The organism is Paenibacillus sp. J31TS4 (assembly GCF_018403265.1).
Taxonomy (GTDB): Bacteria; Bacillota; Bacilli; order Paenibacillales; family NBRC-103111; genus J31TS4.
Map to the genome: position 1 here is coordinate 55,908 of NZ_BOSI01000006.1, position 14,673 is coordinate 70,580.

Consider the following 14,673-nt stretch of genomic DNA (forward strand, 5'->3'; position numbering starts at 1 on the left):
ATCTCGAGTAGGGAGGCGAGGGGAGTGCACGATTACATCAAAGAGCGAACCATTAAAATCGGACGCTGCTTAGTGGAGACCAGGAACACGGTTCGCACCATTGCCAAGGAATTTGGTGTATCCAAAAGCACGGTGCACAAAGATCTCACCGAAAGGCTGCCGGATATCAACCCGGAGCTGGCCAATCAAGTGAAAGTTATATTGGAATATCACAAATCAATCCGGCATCTGCGGGGAGGAGAAGCCACCAAAATCAAATACAAAAAAACGAGAAGCCCGAAAGCAGGCCAGCCCGATCTCATGGTCTCCGCCAAATCCTAATAACCGATTCCTCCAGCCGTTGCCTGATTCTTGCTAATAACTAACGGATAAAGGAGGAATTTGTTTATTTTTGGCGAATCTATGCTAGAAAAAGAGCAGTAGACGGATTCGCCGGTCCGCCGAAAAGGCGGGCCCGGGAACGCATACGGTCGGGGAGGAACGGCAGAGATCATGCTGGGCAGGGACATTGGGATCGATCTGGGCACCGCTAACGTGTCCATATATGTGAAAGGCAAAGGCGTTGTCCTCGACGAGCCTTCGGTTGTCGCGGTGGATTGCGAGTCGGGACGCGTGCTGGCGGTTGGCGAGGAAGCCCGCCGAATGGTGGGGCGGACACCGGGTAACATTGTGGCCATTCGGCCGCTGCGCGACGGAGTCATCGCTGATTTTGAGATGACGGAGATGATGCTGAAATACTTTTTGAACAAGGTCGGCGGACGCAGCTGGTTCCGTTCTCCGCGGATTCTGATCTGCGCCCCGACCAACATCACCTCGGTGGAGCAGAAGGCGATTCGCGAAGCGGCCAAGCGCTGCGGCGCGAAAACCGTCTTTCTTGAAGACGAACCTAAGGCTGCCGCGATCGGCGCCGGAATGGAAATATTCGAGCCGGGCGGCAATATGGTAGTGGACATTGGGGGAGGCACAACGAATGTATCCATCCTGTCGATGGGTGACCTCGTAGCCTCCTCCTCCATCAAAATCGCGGGGGACAAGTTTGACGAAGCGATTATCAAATATATTAAAGCGCAGTACAAGCTCTTGATCGGAGAGAGAACGGCGGAAGAAATAAAAATGAGGATCGGAACAGTGTCGCCGAGCGGCCGTTCTGCCGATATAGAGATAAGAGGGCGGGACATGGTGTCCGGCTTGCCCATGTCCGTCACCGTCCGTTCGGACGAGGTGAAAGAGGCTTTGGCCGAATCGGTGGCCGCCATCGTGCAATCGGCGAAGAAGCTGCTCGAGCGCACGCCTCCCGAGCTGTCGGCGGATATTATCGACAAAGGCGTCGTGCTGACCGGCGGCGGAGCGCTGCTTCACGGTATGGACGAGCTGCTCGCGGAGGAACTGCTCGTGCCCGTTCTGGTCGCGGAAGACCCGATCCATTGCGTGGTTCGGGGAACGGGCGCGATGCTGGACAACTTGAACCGCGGGTCGTCCAAGTCCGCCAGCTATGCTGGTCTGGGCAAATAAAGGAGGAACATCATGCTTAGAGGGTTATATACATCGGCGTCCGGCATGTTGACACAACAGCGCAAGCATGACACGATTACCAATAATATCGCCAATCTCAATACGGCCGGGTTCAAGCAGGGCAACGCCGTCTCGCGGGCGTTTCCGGAGATGCTGATCTCGCTCGTAAACGGTGAACCGGGGCAGAAGACCAGCCAGTCGATTGGCCGCCTTAATGCTGGCGTCCTGGTAGAAGAGGACGTGCCGACCTTCGGGCAGGGAGCGCTCCAGGAGACGGGCAATTCGCTTGATCTAGCGCTCGTCTCGGACATTCGTGTGCCCGGTCGGCAGTTTGACGCGTCCGGCAAAGAGGTGCTGGCCGACGGCACATGGGTCTTCCAGCCCCAGGCGTTCTTTACCGTCGCGGACGGTCAGAACAACCGCTATTATACGCGCGACGGCAAGTTTACCGCGAGCGAGCTCGGACAGCTTGTAACGGCAGAGGGATTCCGGGTGCTGGGCCGGGATGGACAGCCCTTGACGCTGCGCGCGCAAGACGGAACGCCGCTTAGCAATGTGCGGATTACCGAGACGGGCGAGCTGGTAGGGCTTGACAACCAGCCGGTTGTCGATGCCGCCGGAGAGCCCGTCGGCGTCTTGCTGTCGGTGGTGGGTAATCCAAACCGGCTTATCCGCGAGGGCAACAACGTCTTCCGGCTGAACGAGGAGGATGCCCGGGAAGTGCGGCAGGCCGACCCGGCGGAAGGCGTGCAGGTGAGACAGGGCTTCGTCGAGCGGTCTAATGTCGACGCGGCGCAGTCCACCGTCGATATGATGGCGGCGTTGCGTGCTTATGAGGCGAACCAGAAGATGGTTCAATTTTACGATAAAAGCTTGGAGAAGGCCGTCAACGAAGTCGGCCGTGTGTAACGGCGTCCGCCGCCGGGCAAGGGAGGAACGAGCAGGATGAACCATTCGATGATTAGCGCCATGGTCTCCATGAACGCGATGCAGCAAAAGCTCGATGTCATCGCGAACAACATGGCGAATGTGAAAACAGTCGGCTACAAGAAGAAGGAAGCTTCGTTCGAGGATATTCTGACGAGCCGGCAGCAGCAGCCCCCGCTGTTTCAACGGGAAGGGCGGCTCAGCCCGGCCGGTCTGAACCAGAGCTGGGGCGTGCGGCTTGGGGGCATCCAGATGAACCTCACCCCGGGCCCGCTGGAGTCTACGGGCAACGAGACGGACATCGCCATCGCGGGAGACGGCGTCTTCGAGCTGGTGCGCACCTATACCGACGCAAACGGCAACAAGGTTAACGAATCGATGTATACGAGAGACGGCGCCTTTCAGCTCGGCATCAATCCGGCCGATCCGGACAACCTGTACCTTGCCTCGGCGGAGGGCTATTGGGTTCGGGGAACGGACGATCAGCCGATCCGGATCCCCAAAGGCTTCAAGATGGCCGTTGACGAGGAGGGCCGGGTAACAGCCCAGAATCCGGCCGACCCGACAGCTCCGGAACGAGACGCCGGGGTTATCAAAGTGCAGCGCGTGCTGCGCCCGCAATATTTGCAGGAAATCGGCAACAATAAGTATGGCCTGCCCGCTGGCGTGGCAGCGGGCAACGTCCTGCAGGACGGCTACACGGACAACAACGGCCGTGCGGTCAAGAATGTCCTGCAGCAGGGCTATCTGGAGCAGTCCAATGTGGACCTGAGCACCGAAATGACGGAACTGATGACCGTCCAACGGGCGTTCCAGCTCAGCTCCCGAGCCGTCTCTTCCTCCGACACCATGATGCAGCTGGCGAACAATCTAAGAGGATAACGAAGCGAGGGATGGCCAGTGACTGACACGAAACCGACTCCCGCCCCAACCCGGAAGAAGTGGGCCAAGCGGACCTGGGCTATCATTCGGCCCTTGTTAGTACCGCTCGCCTGCCTCCTTGCCCTTTGGGTGGGGATGGTGGCGGGATACGTCTACGTAGGCAAACAGCCCATGTCCGAGGTCTGGAATCTGCAGACCTGGAAACATCTGTTTGACCTTGTTTTCTGATTCAAAAGGACCGCTTGCGTGGTAAGGGATAAGGACCCTTGCCCGATGCGTCCCGAAGCTCCCTCCAGGGGAGTTTTTTTTTCGTCCCATCAACGCTATAATGAGGAAACGTGAGGCCTCCCCTAACAAACCGTGAGGAGGGAGCCTCCACGTCCCGGCATGCGCGGGAATACATACCGCTTGTTCATGGCCCGCTTGGACGGGCTGTTGGGGAAAAGGGCACGTCTCCGAGAAGCCCAAAGGCGCGTCCGGAGAAATGCCCTCTTATATCAACCTTCACAGCTGCAGACCATGAAGGGACATCCTCTAGTTTTCTTGATTGGCGTTGCTTTTATACTATATCGGGTGCAAAGGAGCCTAGCTATGCTGAATGTGGATCAAATTAAGGCCATTATTCCCCACCGGTATCCGTTTTTGCTCGTAGACCGGATTCTCGAGATGGAGGAGGGCAAACGGGCCGTCGGGATCAAAAACGTGACGATCAACGAGGAGTTCTTCAACGGACACTTTCCCGGCTATCCGGTCATGCCCGGCGTGCTTATTACGGAAGCGCTGGCCCAGGTAGGCGCGATCGCCATGCTGAGCATGGAGGCGAACAAAGGGAAGCTTGGCATGCTGGCCGGGCTGGACGGCTTCCGGTTCCGGGGCCAGGTGAGACCGGGTGATACCTTGCGGCTCGAGGTCGAGATTATCCGGTTGAAGGGCTCTATCGGCAAAGGACGCGGCGTCGCCAAAGTCGACGACAAGATCGTAGCGGAGGGCGAGATCATGTTCGCTCTGGCGGACCGAGAATAAAGAGACCGTTCCGCCGGCGGGCGAGGATCGAGGAGTCATCATCTGAACGACATAGGGGGAAGCGAATGATGGAGTTGACCAATCACGGAACACTTTATGAGCAGTGGCTGCAGAATCCCGGGATAGATGAAGAGACCAAGGCGGAACTTCGCGCGATAGAGGGACAAGAGAAGGAAATTGAGGATCGTTTCTATAAAGAGTTGGAGTTCGGCACCGGCGGCCTCCGCGGCGTCATCGGAGCCGGCACGAACCGGATGAATCTCTATACGGTGGGCAAGGCGACCCAGGGGCTTGCCCAATATTTGCTGCGGCAGGGAGGGAATTCTCCTTCCGTCGCTATCGCCTACGACTCCAGACACCGCTCGCCCGAGTTCGCGCTCGAGGCGGCACTGGTGCTGGCGGGCAACGGCGTGAAGGCGTACCTGTTCGAATCGCTGCGGCCGACGCCGGAGCTGTCGTTCGCCGTTCGCCACTTCGGCTCTTCGGCCGGCATCGTGGTAACGGCGAGCCACAACCCGCCTGAGTACAACGGTTATAAGGTGTATGGCCCGAATGGCGGCCAGCTGACGACCGCTGCGGCAGGTGAGGTGACAGCCGAGATCCGCTCGCTCGACTTCGCAGACATTCGCCGTCTGACCAGGGAAGAGGCGGAGGCGAAGGGGCTGCTTGAGTGGCTCGGCGGGGAAGTGGACGAGGCGTTCGTCACGGCCGTGACCTCGGCGAGCCCGAATCCACAGGCAGCTCAGGCGAACGGCGGCGCCCTCAAGATCGTGTATACGCCGCTGCACGGTGCGGGCAATGTGCCGGTACGAGAGGTGCTGCGGCGCGCGGGCTTCCCGCATGTCGCCGTCGTACCGGAGCAGGAGCTGCCGGACCCCGACTTCTCGACCGTGAAGTCGCCGAATCCGGAGGAGAAGGAAGCCTTCCGGCTCGCGATCGAGCTGGCCAAGAAGGATGACGCGGACCTGATTATCGGAACCGATCCGGACTGCGACCGGATGGGCGCGGTGGTGAAGAACCCCGAAGGCGACTATTTCGTGCTGACCGGCAACCAGTCCGGCGCGATCATGATCCATTATTTGCTGGACAGCTTGAAGGAGCAGAACAAGCTGCCGGACAACGGGCTGGTCATCAAGACGATCGTCACGAGCGAGATGGGGGCGGACATCGCCCGCAGCTACGGAGTCGAGGTCATGAACACGCTGACCGGGTTCAAGTACATCGGCGAAAAAATGACGGAATACGAGGATGGCCGCTATACCTTCCTGTTCGGCTATGAGGAGAGCTACGGCTACCTGGCGGGCACGTATGCCCGCGATAAGGATGCCGTCGTTGCGTCCCTCTTGATCAGCGAGGCGGCCGCCTATTACAAGAGCCAGGGCAAGACGCTCTATGATGTGCTGCAGGAGCTGTACGGCCGATTCGGGCATTTCCTGGAGGCGCTCGAGTCGCGTACGCTCAAGGGCAAGGACGGCTTGGAGAAAATCGGCCGCATTATGGACGCCTGGCGAAACGAGCCTCCTGCCGAGGTAGCGGGCAAGGCCGTCACGCAGGCACTCGATTATTCGCAAGGGCTCGACGGCCTGCCCCAGGAGAATGTGCTCAAGTATACGCTTGAGGACGGCTCCTGGTTCTGCCTGCGGCCGTCGGGCACCGAGCCGAAGATCAAGATTTACTTCTCGGTCAAGGGGGAGACGGCGGAGCAGTCGGCGAGCGAGCTGGAAGCACTGCGCCGGGCCGTCATGAGCCGGATCGACGAGTAGCAACGATACGTTTTGGATAGGAGTGGACAGTTTGATTCATTGGTACACACGCTGGAACCGAAAAGCGTCCAGACTGCTGTGGTGGCTCGTCATCGTAGCCCTGCTGGCTTCGCTGCCGCTCGCCTACGAGCGGGTTCGCACGGAGACCTCGGCGAAGCATGTCGAATTTGTTTTTGATTACAGGGATTTGCTGGATATCTCCGAGTTCAAGCCAAACCCGCAGCAATACATCGATCAGCAGCTGGATGCGATGAAAAAAGCCGGCGTCCAGTCGATGGCCGTTTATGAGAGCACGTTGAACGAGCTTCGACAGGCCAAGCGGATCGATCTGTACTCTTCCCGGGAGATTGCCGTCTTCGACCAGAAGCCGGCCCCGCCCGGCGAGAATGCCACGTATGTTTTGTTTGCCGACTCGCAGGCCCAGCAGCGTCTTGCGCCGATCATCGAGCGGGCGTTCCAAAAATACCAGATCAAAACCGAGCCTTGGTCGTACGGCGGCCGTCAGGGGCTGAAGCTCGCCGTTCCGCCGGAGGAAGCTTCTCTGAAGGTGCTGGATCCGGATCCGTTCGCGCTGGAACAGATCAAGCAGAAGGGGCTGCGCGTAGTGGCCCGGCTGTCCAACCGCAGCCTCCCCTTCTCGGAGGCCGATATGGACCGGGTGCTGTCCGCCTACAAGCAGGCGGGAGCGAGAACCGTTATTTTTGAAGGAGAGGCGGTTCCGGGCTATGACGGCAAGGAAAACTCCGACTCTCTCAAGACAATGGCGGGTCTTCTGAACAAATACCAGATGACACTGGCCAATATCGAACTGCTTAAAGCTCCGCAAAAGGGCTTCAATACCCTTGCCAAAGAGCTCAAATACCGGGTGATTCGGCTGCATTCGTTCACGGAAGCGGAAGCGGACAAGCTGACCGGCAATTTAACCGAGCAGGAAATGAAGGACAAGGTGCAGGCGACCTCAGACCGGTTCGTCCTGGCCGTCAAGGACCGGAACATTCGGATGGTATTCCTGAACGCTAGGCCATCCAAAAATCCGGAGAAGGCAAGCTATACCGATCCGGTCGACCAGGTCCTCGCGAGCCTGAACGGCGAGGACGGCGCTATTCCGCGCATCAAGAAGGCAGGGTACTCATCTGCTCCGGCAGAAGCATTCGCCATCTACCAGTCGTCCTGGCAAAAGTTCCTCAAGCCGATTACGGTGGCAGGCGCGGTGGCGCTCGTCGCCCTCACCATCGGTGCGTTTCTGCCGTGGGCAACGCTCGGCAGCTTTGCCATCGGGCTCGTCGGCTCGGCCGGCCTGTATCTGGTCGCCAACAGCCTGCTTCTGAAGATGATCGCCCTCGGGGCGGCCATCTGTGCACCGACAATCGCTACGATTCTCGCAATTCAGCGGGCGCGCCGGCGCTCGGCGGCACAGGAACGCCTGTCTCCGATCGGCTTCACGGTCAATCTGTTCGTGCGGACCGTCGGGATTACGTTGATCGGCGTCGTGTTCGTCATCGCCCTGCTGAACAATGTTATTTACAGCCTGGTGATCGACCAGTTCCGGGGAGTCAGCCTACTTCACCTCGCCCCGATACTATTGGTGGGACTCTATCTGGTGCTGTTCAGCGAGGGACTCAGCGGCCGTCAGATCGTGGACCGCGCCAAGACGCTGCTGTCCATGAATATCCGCGTGCTGTGGGTCGTGCTCGCCGCGATTTTTGCAGTTGCCATTATGTACTATCTGTCCCGCACAGGAAATGAGGGCCAAGCGTCGGCGTTCGAGAAGTTCTTCCGCTCGTTCCTTGAGAACACGCTGCGCGTCCGGCCGCGGTTCAAGGAATTCCTGATCGCCCATCCGCTGTTCCTTCTGGGGGGTTATCTGGCGGTGAAATATCGGCCGTCGGCCCTGTACCTGCTCGTCCTAGGTGTCATCGGCCAGTTGTCGATCGTCGATACGTTCTGTCACCTGCACACCCCGGTTGTCATTTCGGCGATCCGTGTCGGCTACGGCATTCTGTTCGGCGTCATCATCGGCTTGATCTACATCGGCATTTGGGAAATTCTCGTTAGGGGTTGGAAACGATGGGTACGCCTCTGAAGCGCATTGTGCTGTCCGGTTATTACGGCTTCAAAAACAGCGGCGACGAAGCGGTGCTGCAGTCGATTCTCCTTGCTCTCGAAAGCGAGGGCAAGCGGCAGGGCGTAACGATCGAGCCTATCGTGCTGTCGATAGATCCGGCCTGGACGGAGCGGATGTACGGCGTCCGGGCCGCTCATCGGATGAAGCCCGGCGCAGTCTGGCAGGCGATTCGCTCAAGCGACGGCTTGATCAGCGGGGGCGGCAGCCTGCTCCAGGATGCGACGGGGAGCAAGACGATCCCGTATTACCTGGCCATCCTGAAGCTCGCCCAGTGGCTGCGGAAGCCGACTTACATTTACTCCCAAGGCATTGGGCCGGTGAACCGCCGTCAGTTTGATTCGTGGATTGCCGGGGTGTTCCGTGAATGCCGCTATGTGTCGGTACGCGATGCCGAATCGGCGCAGCTGCTGAAGAAGATGGGGCTCCAGGGAGTGCCGGTCGAGGTGGTGCCGGATCCGGTCATGGGGCTTCCCCTTCGCAGCGAGTCGGAAGACAGTAAGAAGAGCCGCCCGGTCGTCGGCGTATCCGTCCGCTACTGGAAGGAGGACCGGAGCGATCTGCAGCGAGTGGCGGCCTGGCTCCAAGAGCTGGAGAGAAGCAGGGATGTCGAGATCCGCTTCCTGCCGTTCCACCTGCCGTCCGACCGGACGGCCTCGGAGGAGACGATCCGGTTCATGGGTGCGGAAGGCAAGGAGAACGTCGGGATTGCCGAGGATGTACATCATCCTCAGGATATGCTGGCGGAGGTGAGCCGCTGCGACCTCATGATCGGCATGAGGCTTCACTCGCTGATCTATGCCGCCTCTCAGTACGTACCGGTCATGGGCATCTCGTATGACCCCAAAATCGACCAGTTTCTCCAGAGGCTCGGGCTGAAGCCGGCGGGAACGACAGAGACGCTGGATAGCTCGGCGGCAGCGCGGGAATCGATCCGTCTGCTGCAAAACCGGGAGCAATGGGTAGAGGAGAAGCGCAGCTTCATCGACAGCCTGAAGCAGGAAGCGCATCAGCCGGCCAAGCAGATCGTCGCTTCCCTGCTGTAGCGGGCAATCTGGCCCGGCATGCGTAGGCTGCCGGGCTTCCTTGCTTCCTGTTCTATCAATAAAAATAGCAATTCCCTATCGAAATTTAGTAGGAATAGGGGAAAATGCTAGAAAAAAAGGTTGAGTTAAGCCCCAAAACGGGTATAATCTATTGCGTATGCAGCATCAGAGAGAAATAAGGGGTTGTTAAACTTATGAATTGGTGGTTGTGCGTAATCGGACTGGTTGCCGCCTGCCTGCTTGCCGTCGTACTTACTCCGCTGGTTAAGAAACTGGCTTTTTGGGTCGGCGCCGTGGACATACCGAATCACCGTTCCGTCCACTCGAAGCCGATGGCCCGTCTTGGCGGACTGGCGATTTTCCTGGCCTTCGTAGGAGCTTATTTCATTATTGCCCCGGCCACACAAGACTATGACATGCATGTCGCTTTAGGGATGCTCTTGGGAGGAACGATTATCGTTCTTGTCGGTGCCCTGGATGACCGGTTCGATTTGTCGCCGAAGGTGAAGCTGATCGGTCAAATTGCGGCGGCTGCCGTTGTCGTATCGTTCGGACTCAAAGTAGATTATCTTACGCTGCCGTTTGGCGATTCTATCGATTTGAACAATTGGGTCAGCATCCCGATTACTATATTGTGGATCGTGGGCGTGACCAATGCGATTAACCTGATCGACGGACTGGACGGGCTCTCTGCCGGCGTATCCGGCATTGCGACCGCCACCATACTGGTTTTGGCCATCATGATGGGCAACGTCACGGTTATTCTGCTGAGCGTCGTGCTGCTCGGCAGCATTATCGGCTTTCTCTTCTATAACTTCCATCCGGCCAAGATCTTTATGGGAGATTCCGGCTCTCTATTTCTCGGCTTTAGTCTAGCGACACTATCTGTGCTAGGTTACAAGTCGGCGACCGTCGTTACCTTCCTTGTCCCGATTGCGATTCTCGGTGTGCCGCTCGGCGATACGTTCATCGCGATCGTTCGGAGGAAACTGCACAGGAAACCGATTTTTACCGCGGACAAGGGGCATCTGCACCATTGTCTGATGAGCCTCGGGTTCAGCATGAAGAAGACGGTTCTGATCATTTACGGGATTGCGACGCTCTTCGGAATATGTGCTGTTCTGCTCTCCCAGACGTCACAGTGGGGGACCATTGTCGTCACTGTTATCATTCTCTTAATTATGGAGGTAGGGGCAGAGGCGATAGGCATCATCAGCAAGAGCCGCAAGCCGGTGCTGCAGTTCATTCAGCGCACCATCGCCATGACCCGTTCCCGCGCATCCAAATAAGGACAAGTCAAAGTCCTCTCCGTCTTGGACGGAGAGGGCTTTTTTGCTGTCTATAAACTCTTCCTAGATCCCTTGGTCGAATCGGCTTGGCAAGCTAACAATTTCTGGTCGGCAAGCCGATAACCAAGATAAAGACCAGTTTTTGAAGGAGGAACTCCCTTGAACACCAGAATGACCCGATGGACTAGCCTGCTGCTGGTTCTGGCGCTGCTGCTCAGCATGCTGCCCGCTATGTCCGCTACGGTCCAAGCCGCCACGCCCAATTATTTTATTCCTGACGACTCGGCGCTTGCGAGCAAGGCGAACCCTGCCAATCCGGAAACGTTGACGAGAGCCGACGCCTATGTGGCGAACGGCAAAACGATGTCCATCAAAGGAACGTTCCAATACGTATCGGCCGATTCGCTGACGATCCGTGTGGAGCAGATGAAATATGAGAAATCGAAATGGGTCCCGGACCCGCAGCGGTTCTTCAATTCGACCGTCAATGCGGTATCGAGCAACCGGTTCGAGATTTCGAGCCTCGAACTGTTCTCGGGCTTTAACAAGGTCACCATTACCGGCAAGCAGGGAAGCACGGAACGGTCGGATACGTTCTACGTGATCTACGACGACGTCCCGTACCTGCAATCTCTCAAAGTAAGGGCCGACCAGAACGCTTCGATTCCGCTGAACGAAGGCACCAGTATCGTGCTCGAGAAGCCGGCTACCCAAGACCCGAACTATGTCATGCAGATCTATCTGGATGGTGTAGCGAACAATACAAGCCAGGTTACGGTGAACGGCTCCAAGGCGAACGTTATGGAGGACGGGGCGTTCTTCGTTCCGCCGATCAGCGTCAAGCCTGGCAAAAACGAGATTCAGCTCGTGTTGCAGAACGGCTCCAATACCATTACCGTCAACCGTACGATCTACTATTACGATCCGAGCGAGCCTTTCTATTCCCTTGAGATCATGCACGGCTCCGACGGCAGCCAGAAGCTGCTCGGCAACATCCCGACGCTGACCGACCCGCAGACGACGGCCAGTCTCAAGGTCGGGATGATTCTGCCGTATCATGCGACTCCGTTTGACAGCTCGATCCCGGTCAGCGTCTTCGACCCGAACCAGCCGGGCAACAACCCGTCGCCGGTCGGCATCAACGGGGCGGTCAAGACGATCGACATTCCGAGCGAAGACGGCACGACCAATAAGTACAAGCTGGTCGAATTCCAGACCCATGCGTACAACTTGACTACAACCGGCCTACCGGAAACGGGCCGCCAGTCAGTCACGCTGTCTCTCGATTACAACGGCGTTACCTATACGGGCACCAAGTCCTTTAACTACTTGAGCGGACAGGTTCTGATCAAGAGCCTTTCGCTTGTCGAGAAGAACGGGTCTTCCTATCTCGTCACCCGGGATCTGAACAACAGCGAGGTTCTAAACTCTTCCTATTATATCCAGGTCGAAACCAATAAAGATTTCGATCCGGCCGTCTCCAAGCTGATCGGGGAGATTCTGCCCGCCGGTTCTCTGGAAGTCAGCTTTGTCGAGAAAATCGGAACGAACAAATATATCTATCAAATCACGAACTTTCCGAGCGGGGAGCAAAAGCTCCGCTTCCACATCGAGGGGTCGAACGCATTCGTCCAGGCGACGGTCAACTACGTCTCCAAGAACTATATTTACGTCGAGAACCTCTACGACGGACAGACGATTACCATTGACTCGCGCGAGACGAACCGGGCGATCAGCAACATCAAAGGCAAGCTGGTCGGTTTCGATGCGAAGCCGTTCGCCGAGTATTCGATCAACGGCAAGACGACTACGCTTGCCATTAACGACGATTTCTCGTTCTACCTGCCGACGCTCTATGTCGACAACCAGCCCGGCAGCCTGAACTACGGGGAGAACCGTCTTCAATTCCGCGTGCGCTATACGGACAACGAGGGCACCATCAGCCGCGATGTCGTGAAAGAAATCCGGTTGTACATCGTAGACGTGAACGCTTCGACGGTCGAGAACTTCACGCCGGTCATCATCCCGAGCGGCGGCCGTGCGCCGGTGGACGGGACGACCTGGAACGATAGCAGCAAGGTTTTCATCGATTCGCCGTTGATTCAATTCAAAAACAACAAGTTTACGACAAGCGAGAAGAAGATCGACCTCGCCGTCAAAGCGGGTGGGGCGAACTACGTCAAGATTACGCAGGCGGGCACCACGCTATTCGAGTTCAAAACGATTGGAGACGGGGTAACCAATCCGTACGACGATTCGATTCCGTCCTACAGCTACCTCTCGTCGGGACAGCCGTCGGATCCCTTCCTCGGCTATGTCGTTAGCAACCCGTCCAATGTAGCGTACGATTATTACGGCAAGGCCCGGAACTTTGTCATCCGAATCAAGGATATCGATATTAGCAAGACCGGCTCGTATCCGTTCATGATCGAGCTGAAGAATAAGGTCGGCGCGACGATCACCCAGCGGATTGAGGTCGTCCGCGAGGTGTCCGATTACCGGATTCTCGCTCCTCAGCCGACTGTCGGCAATCGGATCGTCGTGAACAAGAACTTCGTCCGCTTCGATATCGAGGCCGAAGGCGCGACCGGTGTGACTATCGGCGGAGAAAAGGCAGAGAAGCGGCCTGACTTCAACGACCGGTTCGTCTATGAATATGTCGGACTGAAGCCTCAGAAGGACAACGCCATCAAGGTTACGATCAACCGGCCTAGCGGAGATTTGCAGGCCACGGTCAACGTGTTCTACGCGAACAGCACCGAAGTCGGCGCACAGTATATGGAGAAGCTCGGAACCAAGCACAGCATGTTCGACAAAGGTCTCGAGCTCACCTTCCCGAAAGGGACGATGCTCAAGCGGGCTTACCCGTCCATGAACGGCGGCGTTCAGCAGTACTACAGCGACACGAAGCTGCTGTTCGGCCTGGCCGATCCGGGAGACGGCGCCGTCGAGCGTCAGAACGATTACGGCAACCTGCTCGGCTACCAGACCGATCAGAGAACCGATGCGCGCACCGGGCAGCGGATCATTCCGATTGAGCCCCGGCTGTCCATTCCGTTTACCAGCCAGCTGAACCGCGAGCGGTTCACGCCGATCTCCCAGGTTTATTGGATCCACGGAGGCGTAGGCGAGCTTGGAACGAAAAACACCGGCTACTTCAAGCCGGCTACGAACGGACTCAATCCGTATTCGGTAGAAGGAACCTTTACGCAATTCGAGCCGACGCGCAAGCTGGTTCCGACCAACCGCGGCGAGCTGAAGATCAAATACAACGAGTCCGTCGTAACCGACGCCGGTACCGTCGTGACCGTGTTCCATTTCAATGACCAAGGGCAATGGGTGAATATCGGCGGAGAAGTGGATACCAAGAACAATACGATCAAGGTTCCGTTTGACGACTTCGGTTATTACATGGTGGCCAAGCTGCGTTACGGCTTTGACGACGTAACCAATCATCCGTGGGCGCGCAATGTGCTCGAAGCGCTGTTTGCCAAGGGGATCATGCCGAATCTTCGTACCGAGGATTTCGGAACGGATGACTATACGACCCGCGGGGAGTTCGCGACGCTGCTCGTCAAGTCGATGAACATTCCGCTCAACTACGAAGGCAAGAATACGTTCTTCGATGTTCGTCCGGAAGACCAAGCAGGGGTGACATGGAATTACAAGTACATCGAGACCGCTGCGCGGGCAGGGATCGTGACGGGGCTCGACAACGGCTATTTCGGCGCCAAGGAGCGGCTGTCGCGCGAGCAGGCAGCGGCCATGATCTCGCGTGCGCTTAACTTGAAGACGTCCGTCAACGACGCCAAGCTGCTGGCCAGCTTGACCAAGGCGTTCACCGATGCCGAAGATATCCAGTATTATGCGCTGCCGCTTGTCGAGGCCGTGTATAAGAAGGGGATCATGGTGGGTCTCGACAACCCGCCAAAGGAAGGCCAGAAGAAGCCGACCTTCCGTTTTGAGCCGAAATCCCCGCTGACCCGGGCCCAGGCCGGGCAGATCGCGGTGCGGCTGCTTCAGGATTCGACAAAGATTTTTCCGTCAAATCTCAATTAACGACAGGTTTCATAGAGTCCGTCCGATGCCGGACGGGCTCTACTTCTTGG

General features: G+C 57.5%; 11 protein-coding genes. All 11 read left to right on the forward strand.

Annotation, left to right across the window (positions count from 1 at the left end):
- The first annotated feature begins 24 nt into the window (after positions 1-24).
- The 11 genes from spoIIID to KJS47_RS20775 all read left to right on the forward strand — a co-directional run bounded on the left by spoIIID (position 25) and on the right by KJS47_RS20775 (position 14,623).
- Positions 25-321 carry a sporulation transcriptional regulator SpoIIID gene (gene spoIIID / locus KJS47_RS20725; protein ID WP_213527293.1) on the forward strand — a complete coding sequence of 99 codons (297 nt, stop codon included), beginning with the start codon at positions 25-27 and terminating at the stop codon, positions 319-321.
- Positions 322-492: 171 nt separating this feature from the next.
- A complete protein-coding gene (mreB, locus tag KJS47_RS20730; RefSeq protein ID WP_213527295.1) occupies positions 493-1,512 on the forward strand; it encodes a rod shape-determining protein MreB in 1,020 nt (339 codons plus the stop codon).
- Positions 1,513-1,524: 12 nt separating this feature from the next.
- Positions 1,525-2,421 carry a flagellar hook-basal body protein gene (locus KJS47_RS20735; protein ID WP_213527296.1) on the forward strand — a complete coding sequence of 299 codons (897 nt, stop codon included), beginning with the start codon at positions 1,525-1,527 and terminating at the stop codon, positions 2,419-2,421.
- A gap of 36 nt (positions 2,422-2,457) precedes the next feature.
- Positions 2,458-3,321: a flagellar hook-basal body protein gene (locus KJS47_RS20740; protein ID WP_213527298.1), complete on the forward strand. Its 864-nt coding sequence runs from the start codon at positions 2,458-2,460 to the stop codon at positions 3,319-3,321.
- Positions 3,322-3,339: 18 nt separating this feature from the next.
- Positions 3,340-3,549 (forward strand): DNA-directed RNA polymerase subunit beta, encoded by a 210-nt coding sequence (locus KJS47_RS24300; protein WP_213527299.1) that lies wholly within the window; start codon positions 3,340-3,342, stop codon positions 3,547-3,549.
- A gap of 363 nt (positions 3,550-3,912) precedes the next feature.
- Positions 3,913-4,344 (forward strand): 3-hydroxyacyl-ACP dehydratase FabZ, encoded by a 432-nt coding sequence (gene fabZ / locus KJS47_RS20750; RefSeq protein ID WP_213527301.1) that lies wholly within the window; start codon positions 3,913-3,915, stop codon positions 4,342-4,344.
- A 65-nt stretch (positions 4,345-4,409) separates the two neighbouring features.
- Complete coding sequence (locus KJS47_RS20755; RefSeq protein WP_213527303.1) at positions 4,410-6,107, forward strand: phospho-sugar mutase; 1,698 nt, start codon at positions 4,410-4,412, stop codon at positions 6,105-6,107.
- A gap of 22 nt (positions 6,108-6,129) precedes the next feature.
- On the forward strand, positions 6,130-8,190 hold the full coding sequence (locus tag KJS47_RS20760) for a DUF5693 family protein (RefSeq protein WP_483874602.1): 2,061 nt from the start codon (positions 6,130-6,132) through the stop codon (positions 8,188-8,190).
- Positions 8,175-9,275: a polysaccharide pyruvyl transferase CsaB gene (csaB, locus tag KJS47_RS20765; protein WP_213527307.1), complete on the forward strand. Its 1,101-nt coding sequence runs from the start codon at positions 8,175-8,177 to the stop codon at positions 9,273-9,275. Before KJS47_RS20760 ends, csaB begins: the two co-directional genes overlap by 16 nt.
- Before the next feature lie 194 nt (positions 9,276-9,469).
- Entirely contained in the window at positions 9,470-10,564 is a 1,095-nt protein-coding gene (locus KJS47_RS20770; protein ID WP_213527309.1) for an MraY family glycosyltransferase, read from the forward strand.
- Between the two features lie 159 nt (positions 10,565-10,723).
- Positions 10,724-14,623, forward strand: coding sequence for an S-layer homology domain-containing protein (locus KJS47_RS20775; protein ID WP_213527311.1), 3,900 nt, complete (start codon positions 10,724-10,726; stop codon positions 14,621-14,623).
- The last annotated feature ends 50 nt before the right edge of the window (positions 14,624-14,673 follow it).

Bases quoted from the DNA above. Each gene is read 5' to 3' on its own strand.
- KJS47_RS20755 (WP_213527303.1), top strand. From the start codon at position 4,410: ATGATGGAGTTGACCAATCACGGAACACTTTATGAGCAGTGGCTGCAG.
- KJS47_RS20735 (WP_213527296.1), top strand. From the start codon at position 1,525: ATGCTTAGAGGGTTATATACATCGGCGTCCGGCATGTTGACACAACAG.
- KJS47_RS20740 (WP_213527298.1), top strand. From the start codon at position 2,458: ATGAACCATTCGATGATTAGCGCCATGGTCTCCATGAACGCGATGCAG.
- mreB (WP_213527295.1), top strand. From the start codon at position 493: ATGCTGGGCAGGGACATTGGGATCGATCTGGGCACCGCTAACGTGTCC.
- fabZ (WP_213527301.1), top strand. From the start codon at position 3,913: ATGCTGAATGTGGATCAAATTAAGGCCATTATTCCCCACCGGTATCCG.
- KJS47_RS20770 (WP_213527309.1), top strand. From the start codon at position 9,470: ATGAATTGGTGGTTGTGCGTAATCGGACTGGTTGCCGCCTGCCTGCTT.
- csaB (WP_213527307.1), top strand. From the start codon at position 8,175: ATGGGTACGCCTCTGAAGCGCATTGTGCTGTCCGGTTATTACGGCTTC.